This window comes from Mesorhizobium opportunistum WSM2075, from assembly GCF_000176035.2.
GTDB lineage: Bacteria > Pseudomonadota > Alphaproteobacteria > Rhizobiales > Rhizobiaceae > Mesorhizobium > Mesorhizobium opportunistum.
Map to the genome: position 1 here is coordinate 5,710,290 of NC_015675.1, position 11,979 is coordinate 5,722,268.

Sequence of the window (11,979 nt, forward strand, 5' to 3'; positions counted from 1 at the left end):
CGCCTACTCCGCCGCCTGGGGTTGGAACGACGGGCGCTGTTCGGCCTGCAGTTGGTAGAGCTGCGCGTAGCGGCCGTTGAGTTTCAAAAGCTGCTCATGCGTGCCCTGCTCGGTGATGCGGCCGGCCTCGATGGTCATGATGCGGGTGGCGTCGCGCAGCGCTGCCAGCCGATGCGCAATGATGAACACGGTGCGGCCCTTGGCCATCAGCCGCATGTTCTGCTGGATGATGTATTCGGACTCATAGTCGAGCGCGCTGGTCGCCTCATCGAACAGAAGGATGCGTGGATTGGTGACCAAGGCACGGGCAATGGCGATGCGCTGGCGCTGACCGCCTGACAGATTGGAGCCGCGCTCCTCCAGCACCGTGTCATAGCCGGACTTAAGCTGCAGGATGAACTCATGCGCGCCGCTGAGCTTGGCCGCCTCGATCACCCGCTCCAGAGGCAAAGCCGGATCGGCCAGCGCGATGTTCTCGCGCACCGTGCGCCGGAACAGAATATTCTCCTGCAGCACGACGCCAATCTGGCGGCGCAGGCTGCGCGGGTCGATCAGCGCCAGGTCGACGCCATCAATCAGCACACGGCCGCGCTCCGGCACATGCAGCCGCTGCAGCAGCTTGGCGACGGTGCTCTTGCCCGAGCCCGACGGGCCAACAATGCCGATGATCTCGCCGGGTTCGGTCTGGAACGAGACGTCGCTCAGGATTTCACGCTCGCCCGGCCTGTAGCGGAAAGTGACGTGGTCGAAGGCGGCATGGCCCGAAATCTTGCGTAGCGACCCTTGCCCGCCGCCGCCTGATATCTCGACCGGGGCGTTGAGGATATCGCCCAGCCGGTCGACGGAAATGCGCACCTGCTGCAAATCCTGCCACAGCTGCGCCAGCCGCAGCACTGGGCCGGAAACGCGGCCGGCCATGATGTTGAAGGCGACCAGCTGGCCGACCGTCATGTCGCCAGCCACCACTGCCTTGGCGCCGAACCACATGGTGCCGACGATCACCGCCTTGGAGATGAGCTGGGCGGTGTTGGAGGCAAAATTGGCGAGCCTGGCGGTGCGGAAGCCGGCGCCGACATAGCCGGCGAGTTGGTCCTCCCAGCGGCGCTGCATCTGCGGCTCGACCGCCATCGCCTTTAGCGTTTCGACGCCGACGATGGACTCGACCAGGAACGTTTGGTTCTCGGCGCCGCGGTTGAACTTTTCCTCGATGCGGCGGCGGAATTCGGGTGTTACCGCCATCGACAGGATGACATAGGCGGGGATCGAACAGATGACGATCAGGGTCAGCCACGGGCTATAGAGATACATCACGGCGAGGAAGACAAACAGGAACAAGACATCAAGCAATACGGTGAGCGCCGAGCCGGTGAGGAAGGCGCGGATGTTTTCCAGCTCATGCACGCGCGCCACGGTCTGGCCGGTCTGCCTGGCCTCGAAATAGGCAATCGGCAGGCCAAGCAGGTGATGGAACAGTTTTGCGCCCAGCGCCACATCGATGCGGCTGGTGGTGTGGATGGTGGTGTACGTGCGCAGCCCGGTGAGCAGTACCTCGAACATCGAGACAGCCGACAGGCCGATGACGAGTACTTCAAGCGTGGTCAGCCCATTGTGGACCAGCACCTTGTCGATCACCAGCTGGAAGAAGATCGGCGAGATCAGGCCAAGCAATTGCACGAAGAAGGAGGCGAGCAGCACCTCGGCGAAGATCCAGCGGTAACGGATGATCTCAGGAATGAACCACGAGAAGTCGAAGCGTCGCGAAAACCCTTGCGCGAAGGCGCGGCTGGTCACCAGGATGACATGGCCGCTCCAGAGCGCGTCGAATTCCTCTCGCGTCATCTCCTGCGGCGCCCCAACGTGCGGGTCCTGCAAAAGCACCTTGCTCGCGGATGCCGCCGCCAACACCGCGAAGCCGCCGCCCTTCTTCTCGATGATGGCCGGCAGCGGCAGACGATCCAGCCGCTTCGCCGACGGCTGCACGCTCCGTGCCTTGAGCTTCAGCCGCTTGGCCGCGCGCACAATGTCGACGCGATCGGCGACGCGCTCACCCAGACCCAAGTCGTGGCGAATGGCATCGGGGTCTGCCGGCTGGCGCAAATACTGGGTGAGCAGCATCAAGCAAATGACACCACTGTCCAGCACAGTCGATATAGGCGTGACAGAATCCACTTTCCCCCCGGAAAGACAACACGCAGTTGTACTTTCATTTATCCGTTGGAGAACGTCGCTCAAGCAATCAGCAAAAGTTGAAAACTATCAGATGACAGAACACGTTTTCGTGATCAAATATTAGATAAAACTAATACATCCGGCCTCCGAATTCAGGATCCGCGTCGTTTACGCCGACAATCCGGGCCGCGTGATTAGTCTCTCCCTACATTCGCGATCCATACTCAGGGCAACGCAGCCGGGCACCGGCTTGTAGGCGTGGTCGCCCCGGACGGCACGGAGTTTCGTTGGACAGCGCGGGAGTAACAGCTTTTTGGACGCGCGCTAGCGCGACGTAATGACCAGGATGTGGCACGCAGCAGCTATTTCACCTGTGGGAGCAAAGGCGCTCAGAATGTAAAAACTTGAAGGAGCGCGCTACAGGGAGGCACACATGCCAGAACTCGACACCGTCGAAATTATCCAAAATCCGAATCTAACGTCCCACTTTGTCCATGAGCACACGCAATTCTGGCTGAGGCGAGACACAGAAAGTTCGAAAAGCTTCCAGGAACCCCAGCCATTCTCTTAGAGAGTGCTGAAAAAGCCGAGTGTTACAAAACACGCTGATGATCTGCATGGCGTCAGGCCTTCAGAATCAATTTTGCCTGATCCAAGGACTCAAAATCCAAGGCTTCAAGACCGATCCGAATTCCGGCATGAGCGGTTGAAGGGTTGGTAGACGATACGCTGCGGCGGGGAGCTCCGATCAGTCACTTGCCGTCCGCTATTTCTTGGGTCTCTTGCAGAATGTCGCAGTGAGACACAAAAGAGAAGTTGGCCGTCCACACTAGGTCGTCAGGGATTCGACCAAGTGGGATGACGATCCGAAACGGAACTTCAATGAACCTTCCTATCTTCGCCATCAACCTCGATCGGGAGACCTGCCGCTGGAGCGGATTGCTGGCCAGCGCCGAGGCGGCCGGCCTGACCTTGCAGCGCATTGCCGCCGTCGACGGCCGCACACTGCCCAAGGAGGACTGGACGGAGATCGATCTTCCAACCGCGAAAAAGCTGAGCGGGCGCGACATCCTGCCCGGCGAATATGCCTGTTACCGCAGCCATATCCAGGCGCTGGAAACGTTCCTAGCCGGTGGCAGCGCCCATGGCCTAATAGTCGAGGACGACGTCCTGTTCGGCGAAGATACCATACGACGCGTCGAGGCCATCATCGCCGCGGTGCCGGATTTCGACGTTATCAAGCTGACTAACCATCGCATGAGCTTCTTCATGCGCGCCGTGAAGACGACGCAAGGTGACGAGATCGGTCGCGCCCTGCATGGCCCGCAGGGGTCGGCCGCCGCCTATCTGGTGACGCGGGAGGGCGCGAAGGGGCTATTGTCGGCGCTCGCGGTAATGAAAATGCCGTGGGACGTCGCGCTCGAACGCTTTTGGGATACCGGCCTGAAAGTCTATTCGGTCCGCCAAAACCTGCTTGGCTTTGCCAAGAGCAGCGCGATATCAGGCATAGCCGGCCCCTCGGGCAGCTACAAATCCGCAAGGCTTGGCGGGTGGAGCCGGCTGAGCGCCGGCATGTCACGAGCCTGGGACGAGCTGCACCGCCTGCATCACGTGTTTTTGCGGCCGCCCTTGCCGAAGGAAATCCCGGACTACGCGAGGGACGACGTGCCGCGCAGCACCTTGCTGCAGTTCCTTGCGGCATTCGCCATTCTCGCGCTTGCCTCTGCAGTCTGGCGCGAGGCCGACACCTACCGCTTTGCGGGGATGGCGCTTGCCGTGGTCGCCGCGATCCGCTGGCTCAGGGTGGATCTGTGGACTTACAGCAAGCCGCTGATCGGATGGGTCGGCGGCCTGTGCGTGGGTTGGTCGCTGTATGTCTTCATCCGGCTGGCGATCGTCTATTTCGACAGCCACCAATTGGGCGGCGCCGAAGGCATCTACCTGTTTCCGCTGTTTTATGCGACGACAGGCTTCGCGTTTCTGCTGTTCGTCAGGCGGCCCGAGCGGCTCGTCCTGTGGTTCATGATCCTCAGCCTTGTCTTCCTGGCGGCGGATACAGGCTATTCGGACATCCTTCATGGCACCAGGCCAGTGCCGTGGCTTTTCAACAATCCCATTCATGCATCGTTGGCGGCTGGTTTCATCTTCCTCTGCACGCTGCAGTTCATCGCCCACACCGCTCAGAGAACGGACCTGAGCACCACAACCAGGAGCATGTACTGGGCGCTGTCGGCAGCCGTACTGCTGTTCGCCCTCGTCAACATCATCGCGCTGCGGTCAAAGGGTGTCTGGCTCGCGCTGGCGCTCGTGCTCGTCTTGTTGGCAGTCATGATCCTGGCGAGAGGCCATCGCCGCGAACTGATGGTCGGGGGCGGCGTGCTGGGAATAGTGGCGGCCGGCGTTGTCGCCGCGCAAGGCATCTTCTGGTCCACTGCCGGCGACACCATGATCTTCGTCAGAAGCCTGGTTTCGGACGTCTTGAGCCATGGCGTACTGCCAGCCTTCGACCGCGCCATCGCCAGCAACACGGTTCCGCTTGCGGCCAAGGAACGGCTGATGCTGTGGGCCGACGCGCTCGATATCTGGAAACGCCACCCGATCTTCGGAGCCAGTTCCAGCTGGCTCACCGAATGGCAGAATAGAACCTATCATCCGATGATCTTCAACGTTTTCCACAACGGCTATCTGGAAATAGGTGTGCGCTATGGTGTGGTCGGGCTGGCGTTCTTCGCGTTTCTCTACATCTGGTCGTCCAGGCAGGTTCTGCTGGCCGTGCGGGCCAGGTTGATCGCTCCGGCCGCATGGCCTTGCTACCTCTCGACGCTGGTCTTCTTCGCCATCAGCATCCTTAGCAATTCGAACAACCGGCTGTCGATGGGCGAGGGATTCATGTGGTTCGCCGCCGCGTTCGGCTTCTATTGCTTCTACCTTCGCCAGCAAAACGACCTTGTCGCGCCGAGAACCTATTTCTAGACGGGCTCAGCTCGCCTCGCGCATGGCCTCGGCGGCCTGCAGGTCGACCGAAACGAGCTGGCTGACGCCCTGCTCGGCCATGGTCACGCCGAACAGCCGGTCCATGCGCGCCATGGTGATCGGGTTGTGGGTGATGATGACGAACCGCGTCTCGGTGGTCTTGGCCATCTCATCCATGAGGTTGCAGAAGCGTTCGACATTGTGGTCGTCGAGCGGCGCGTCGACTTCGTCGAGCACGCAGATCGGCGCAGGGTTGGTCAGGAACACGGCGAAGATCAGCGACATCGCCGTCAGCGCCTGCTCGCCGCCCGACAGCAGTGTCATGGTCTGCGGCTTCTTGCCAGGCGGGCGGGCCAGGATTTCGAGCCCCGCCTCGAGCGGATCCTCGGATTCGATCAGCTGCAATTCCGCCGTCCCGCCACCGAACAGATGCGAGAACAACCGCTGGAAGTGGCTGTTGACGACATCGAAGGCGGCCAGCAGCCGCTCGCGGCCTTCGCGGTTGAGGCTCTGGATCGCTTGCCTGAGCTTGCGGATCGCCTCGATGATGTCCTCGCGCTCGGAGACGATCACCTCCAGCCGGTCGGAGAGCTCTTTCTGCTCTTCCTCGGCGCGCAAATTGACGGCGCCGAGCCGTTCGCGTTCGATCTTCAGCCGGTCGAGCTGACGTTCGATCTCGCCCATTTCAGGCATCGGATCGTCGGCTTCCAGGCCGGTATGGCGGATCACCAGATGCGGCGGCGTGTTCAGCGTTTCCTGGATGCGCGCCTCGATCTCCAGCCGGCGCTCGTCGGCCGCGGTCAGCCGTTCCTCGGCGCGGACGCGGGTCTCGCGGGCCTCGGCCAGCGACTGGATGGCGCCGGTGGCCGCTTTGTCCAATTCGGCCTGCCTGTTTTCCGCTTCCTGCAGGCGGTCGGCGGCCGCCTTGCGCAAGGTTTCGGCCTCGGTGAGCTGCGACAGCAGCGCGCGCCGTTTGGCATCGATTTCGTCGGGGGCGTCGGCCAGCCGCTCGCGCTCCGCCTCGGCCTCGGCCTTGCGCTCGCTGAGCGATGCGATCTGCGTCGAGGCATTTTCTGCGCGCACCAGCCAATTGCTGCGTTCGGCGCCGATGGCATCCAGCCGGCGTGCGCGCGCCTCGGCTTCGCGCCGCAACCCCTCATGGACGGCACGGGCGTCGGCAAGGGTGGCGCGGTCGCGGGCGACATTGGCCGAGGACTGTTCGAGCTGCAATTGCAGGTCGCCGAGATCAGGCGCGTCCTGCAGCAGCATCTCGGCCTCGACGAAGGCAGCCGACGTCTCCTCATGGCTGTCGACGATACGGGCACGTGCCTCGTCGAGTGCCGCGCGCCGGCTCGACAATTCGCCGCCGGCTTTCTCGGCCTCGGCCAGCGCGTTGCGGGCGGCATCCAGGCGATGCTGGGCGTCGCGTCCGGCCTGGCGTGTGTTTCGCTCGGCCTCGCTGGCCAAGCGCAGCGCCTGTTCGGCCTCAGCCAAATTCTCCTCGGCTTGACGCAGGACAAGTGTCGCCTCCACCGCCTCGGCATCGAGCTCGGCAAGCCGGTTCTTCTGCGCCAGCCTTTGCGCCGCGGCGGTCGGCGCATCGGCGCTGGCGGCAAGTCCGTCCCAGCGCCAGAGCGCGCCCTCGCGGCTGACCAGCCTCTGGCCGGGCGCGAGCAGTGCCTGCAGCCGGCGGCCGTCCGCGGCTTCGACAATGCCGATCTGCGCCAGGCGGCGGGCAAGCTGCGCCGGGGCGCGAACCACGCTGGCAAGGCTCTTGATGCCTTCAGGCAGGGAAGCGTCGCCGGGCTGGATCGCGCTTTCACCCCAGTGCACCGGCGCGCTGCGGTCGAGCGGAACGTCGAGGTCTTCGCCAAGGGCGGCGCCCAGCGCCGTCTCGAAGCCGCGTTCGACGCTGATCTGTTCCAGCACGGAGGGGAAAAGGTCACCGCTGGCGGCATTCAGGATCTTGGCCAGCGTGCGCGCTTCGGTCTCGATGCGCGCCAGTTCGGCCCTGGCGTCCTGAAGCGGCGGGCGGGCAGTGCTTTCCGCGGCGCGGGCATCGATGACCGACTGCTCGGCCTGCGCCACGGCGGCTTCAGCCTCCTCCAGCAGCGCCATGGCCTGTTCGACCAGCACGCGCTTTTCGGCCGGATCCGGCAGGCCGGCCACCTTGGACAGGATGTCCGACAATTCGCGGTCGACCTCGGCGAGCTGGCGGGCGAAGCGGTCGCGGCGCTCGGCGGTCTCGCGCAAAGTCCGTTCGATCTGGTGGCGCGAGGCGGCGGCCTCGGCCCGTTCGGCGGTCAGCATGGCCAGTTTGGCTTCGCTGCCGGCAAGCATCGATGCAGCCTGCTCGAATGCCGCGCGGGTGGAGGCCTCGCGCTCGGCGGCGCCGGCGTTCTCGGAATTCAGCGTGGCTTCCTCGGTGCGCAGGCGCTCGAGAACATCGGCATTGTCGCGCACCATCCGCTCCTCGCGGGCGATGTCGCCATCGAGCTGCTGCAAACGCCGCTCGAGTTCGGCCTGGCGGGCGCGGATGCGGCCTGCCTCCTCCTCGATCTGCGACCTGGCGATCGACAGGCGCTGGAAAGCAGCGGCGGCGGCCGCTTCCGCGTCGCGCAGGTCGGGCAAGCGATGGGCGGCGATGCCCTGCTCCTTGGCCGCGTTCATCTGCGCGGCGGCGCGGTCGCCGACCAGTGCCGTGGCGACAGCCAGCGCCGAGCGCGCCTCGCCTTCCTGCGTCTTGGCCAGCGTCCAGCGCAAGTGCAGCAAAGTCGCCTCGGCCTTGCGGATGTCAGCCGACAGGTTCTTGAAGCGGGACGCCTGGCGCGCCTGGCGCTTCAGACTTTCGATCTGGCTTTCGAGCTCGCCGACGACATCGTCCAGGCGTTCGAGGTTTTGTTCGGCCGCCTTCAGCCGCAGTTCGGCTTCGTGGCGGCGTGTGTGCAGGCCGGAAATGCCGGCCGCCTCTTCGAGCAGCGCGCGACGCGCCTGCGGCTTGGCCTGGATCAGTTCGCCGATACGGCCCTGGCCTACCATCGACGGCGAGCGCGCGCCGGTCGACTGGTCGGCGAACAGAAGCTGCACGTCCTTGGCACGCGCTTCCTTGCCGTTGATGCGGTAGAGCGAACCGGCCTCGCGCTCGATGCGTCGCGATACCTGCAATTCGTCGGCATCGTTGAAGGCGGCGGGCGCGGAACGGTCGCTGTTGTCGAGGAAAAGCGTGACCTCGGCGGTGTTGCGCGCGGGCCGGGTGCCCGAACCGGAAAAGATCACGTCGTCCATGCCGGACGCGCGCATGTTCTTGTAGGAGCTTTCGCCCATCACCCAGCGCAGCGCCTCGACCAGGTTCGACTTGCCGCAGCCGTTCGGCCCGACAATACCCGTCAGGCCGCGTTCGATGACGAACTCGCCGGGCTCGACGAACGACTTGAAACCAAGGAGGCGGAGGCGCGAAAACTTCATTCACGCGCCTCACAGGCGGGTTCCGCGAAAGTGTTCCGCGGTTTTACGGCAAGAAACCGCTTCAAAACGCGAGAGCGGGCAGCGCCGGAACGCTGCCGATTCAGCGCTGAGCAGGTGTCAGAGCAGAGGGTCGATGATGGCCGATATTTCCTCAATCGACATCGCCCCTTTGTAGGTCTTACCGTTGATGAAGAAGGTCGGTGTCGAGTCGACCTTGAATTCATTGGCGCCGCGCTTCTGGACCGATCTCACATCGTCCAGAAGTTTCTGGTCCGTCAAGCAGGCCTCGAAGGACTCCTGTGTAAAACCGGCAAGCTTCGAGATTTGCAGCAGCGCATCCTTGGTGTTCTGGACGCCAACCCAGTTCGCTTGCTGCCGAAACAGCACGTCGACCATCGGAAAATAGTTATCCTTGGCGCAGCGCGCCAGCATGAAACCGGCCTCCGCGCTCGGATCGAACGGAAATTCGCGCAGGATGTAGCGGGCCTTGCCGGTATCGATGTACTTCGTCTTCAGTTCCGGGAAGGTGGTCTCGGCGAAATGTGCGCAATGCGGGCAGGTCATCGAGGCGTATTCGACGATGGTGACCTTGGCGTCGTCCTTGCCGAGCTGCTTGTCGGGCAGCGCGCCCGGCTTCAACAGTTCCGCCATGTCGACGGTTCCCTGCGCTTCCGGCACCTGGACCGCCGCCGGCGTGGCCGGCTTTGCCGGAGTGGCCGGGTCAGCAGGCTTCACATCCGCCGCCTTGGCCTGTTCGCCGGAGTCACTGCAGGCGGCGAGCAGGGCGACCGCCGGAATGGCGGCCAGCGAAGACAGGACGTTTCTGCGAGACAGACTTTTGCCGAACGAGGGACGGTTCATACGAATCACCTGACAAGGGTTGAATTTTGCGATGCAAAGGCACGAAAAGGCGAGAGTTGGCGCGAATTAAGGCATCTCCGTCCCCAATCCAATCGCGAAACCTGACAAAGGCGATCACGAATGCGAGATGTTGACGACAAATCCATGACTGCCTTCAAGGGGTTTTCGACTTTTTTTCACCAAGAATGGTCGCGCCAAGCCTTTCCAGCGAGGCGCGCAGTCCTTCATCCTCGATCAATTCGACTGTGCCGGACAATTTCGTCTGCTCCGCCGCCGTCAGGGGCCTGAAGGTCGGCTTGGGCCGTGCCTTATCCGTTGTCACCGGCTTTTGCACGATCCTGATGCGGCCGATGGCGTTGAAGCCAAGAAAGGCATTCACTCTGTTGATGATCTCGCCGGTCTCGTGCTGCAGATGAAGTGCGGCCATGCCTTCGCAGGCGATGACCAGCACGGCCGGCTCGAATGGATCGTCCTCATGCAGGCGGCGCGGCCACTGGATCTTTTCAGGCCGCGAGCGGCTGGCGAGGCGCGGGCCGGCGATCTCTTCCCAGGACTGGACGAGGCCAATCGAGATGCCGGCCCGCTTGCGCAGCACCGGATCGAGGATTTTGGTCGCAAGATCACTCACCGGGACGGGATTGCCGTAGGGCGTTCTCCCTGCCATGTACGTTCTCCAGCCATCACCCCAGCAGATACCGGCCAGGCCCATATAGATCAATGGCACCAGCAGACCAGACCCGCAAGGCCCAGAGCCACACGACGATGTCGGACGATACCGCGTCGCGCCTGCTCGCCTGGTACGACGTGCATCACCGCGAATTGCCATGGCGCGTGACCCCGCGCGAGCACGCGCGCGGCGCGAGGCCAGACCCCTACCGCATCTGGCTGTCCGAAGTCATGCTGCAGCAGACCACGGTCGAGGCGGTGAAATCCTATTTCCGCGCCTTTGTCGAGAAATGGCCCGATGTCGAGGCGCTGGCCGCGGCACCGACCGAGGACGTGATGAAGGCCTGGGCGGGGCTCGGCTACTATTCCCGCGCCCGCAATCTCAAGGCCTGCGCCGATCTGGTCGCCGCCCGCGGCGGCCGGTTTCCCGACACGGAGGCCGCCTTGCGAGACCTGCCCGGCATCGGCGCCTATACGTCGGCGGCCATCACGGCGATCGCCTTCGACCGCCCCGCCGCCGTTGTCGACGGCAATGTCGAGCGCGTCATCTCCCGGCTGTTTTCGATCACGACGCCGCTGAGCGAAGCCAAGGGCGAAATCCGCGCCCATGTCGAACGCATGGTGCCGGCGACAAGGCCGGGCGACTTCGCCCAGGCGATGATGGATCTCGGCGCCACGATCTGCACCCCGCGCCGGCCACGCTGCATGCTGTGCCCACTGCGCGAGGACTGCAGCGCCGTCGTTTCAGGCGACCCCGAGCATTTTCCGGTACGCCTGCCGAAAGCCGACAAGCCTCGGCGGCGCGGCGCGGCTTTCGTGGCCATGCGCGATGACGGCGCCATTCTTCTGCGCAAGCGGCCGGACAAGGGCCTGCTCGGCGGCATGACCGAGGTGCCGACGACCGCATGGACCGCGCGGATCGACGGCGCAATCACCGAGGCGGCGGCGCCTTTCCCCGCCAACTGGCGGCATGCCGGTCAGATCGCGCATGTCTTCACCCACTTCGCGCTCGAACTCGATGTCTTTCGTGCCGAGGTGGACAGTGCCGCGCCAGCGGGGCATTTCTGGTCGCTGGCCCATGAAATTTCCGGGGAGGCGCTGCCCACTGTCATGAAAAAGGCAATCGAAGCGGCGATACCCGGCGCGACGAAAAAGCCACGCCCGCATTGAAAGAGGCTCCATGACTGAAATCCGCCACATCGTTTTCGACATCGGCAAGGTGCTGGTCCATTACGATCCCAACATTCCGTTCAGCCGGCTGATCCCCGACGAGACGGAGCGGAAATGGTTCTTCGACAATGTCTGCACGCATGACTGGAACATCGAGCAGGACCGCGGCCGCACCTGGGAAGAGGCAGAGGCGCTTGCCATCGCGGAACATCCGGATCACGCGGAAAACATCCGCAATTTCCGTCGCCACTGGCACGAAATGGCACCGCATGCCTATGAAGACAGTGTCGCCATCCTGGAAAGGCTTATCGACACCGGCCACGACGTGACGCTGCTGACCAATTGGGCCGCCGACACGTTCGTCGAGGCACGGGACCGTTTTCCATTCCTCGATCGCCCACGCGGCATAACCGTGTCCGCCGAGATCGGCCTGATCAAGCCCGATCGCAGGATCTACGATCATCACGTCGCCTCATTCGGCCTCGAACCGTCGGCGTCGCTGTTCATCGACGACAGCCAGAAGAATGTCGACGGCGCCAGGGCGGCAGGCTGGCAAGCGGTGCTGTTCACCGACGCCAAGACGCTTCAAGCAGACCTTGAGCGCTTCGGAATCAAGGCGTGATCTGAATCGCTTCCGGCAATCCGCTGAGATTTTGAATCAACGCAAAATTGCAC

General features: G+C 63.4%; 7 protein-coding genes. 3 read left to right on the plus strand and 4 right to left on the minus strand.

Annotated features, from left to right (window positions below; translation table 11 throughout):
* Nucleotides 1-3: 3 nt before the first annotated feature.
* A complete protein-coding gene (locus MESOP_RS27565) occupies nt 4-2,169 on the minus strand; it encodes a type I secretion system permease/ATPase (RefSeq protein WP_013896627.1) in 2,166 nt (721 codons plus the stop codon).
* An 882-nt stretch (nt 2,170-3,051) separates the two neighbouring features.
* On the opposite strand from MESOP_RS27565, the gene MESOP_RS27570 reads away from it, so the two are divergent.
* Nucleotides 3,052-5,142 carry an O-antigen ligase family protein gene (locus MESOP_RS27570; RefSeq protein WP_013896629.1) on the plus strand — a complete coding sequence of 697 codons (2,091 nt, stop codon included), beginning with the start codon at nt 3,052-3,054 and terminating at the stop codon, nt 5,140-5,142.
* A gap of 6 nt (nt 5,143-5,148) precedes the next feature.
* Here the strand turns inward: MESOP_RS27570 and smc are convergent, their stop codons facing one another.
* The 3 genes from smc to MESOP_RS27585 all read right to left on the minus strand — a co-directional run bounded on the left by smc (nt 5,149) and on the right by MESOP_RS27585 (nt 10,132).
* Nucleotides 5,149-8,607: a chromosome segregation protein SMC gene (gene smc / locus MESOP_RS27575; RefSeq protein WP_013896630.1), complete on the minus strand. Its 3,459-nt coding sequence runs from the start codon at nt 8,605-8,607 to the stop codon at nt 5,149-5,151.
* A gap of 117 nt (nt 8,608-8,724) precedes the next feature.
* A complete protein-coding gene (locus MESOP_RS27580; RefSeq protein WP_013896631.1) occupies nt 8,725-9,468 on the minus strand; it encodes a DsbA family protein in 744 nt (247 codons plus the stop codon).
* A gap of 154 nt (nt 9,469-9,622) precedes the next feature.
* The gene (locus MESOP_RS27585) at nt 9,623-10,132 is read right to left on the minus strand and encodes a DUF721 domain-containing protein (protein ID WP_013896632.1); all 510 of its coding nucleotides are present in this window, start codon (nt 10,130-10,132) and stop codon (nt 9,623-9,625) included.
* A 53-nt stretch (nt 10,133-10,185) separates the two neighbouring features.
* Between MESOP_RS27585 and mutY the strand changes: the two genes are divergently transcribed.
* Nucleotides 10,186-11,304 carry an A/G-specific adenine glycosylase gene (mutY, locus tag MESOP_RS27590; protein ID WP_041164369.1) on the plus strand — a complete coding sequence of 373 codons (1,119 nt, stop codon included), beginning with the start codon at nt 10,186-10,188 and terminating at the stop codon, nt 11,302-11,304.
* A 10-nt stretch (nt 11,305-11,314) separates the two neighbouring features.
* Nucleotides 11,315-11,926, plus strand: coding sequence for an HAD family hydrolase (locus MESOP_RS27595; protein WP_013896634.1), 612 nt, complete (start codon nt 11,315-11,317; stop codon nt 11,924-11,926).
* The last annotated feature ends 53 nt before the right edge of the window (nt 11,927-11,979 follow it).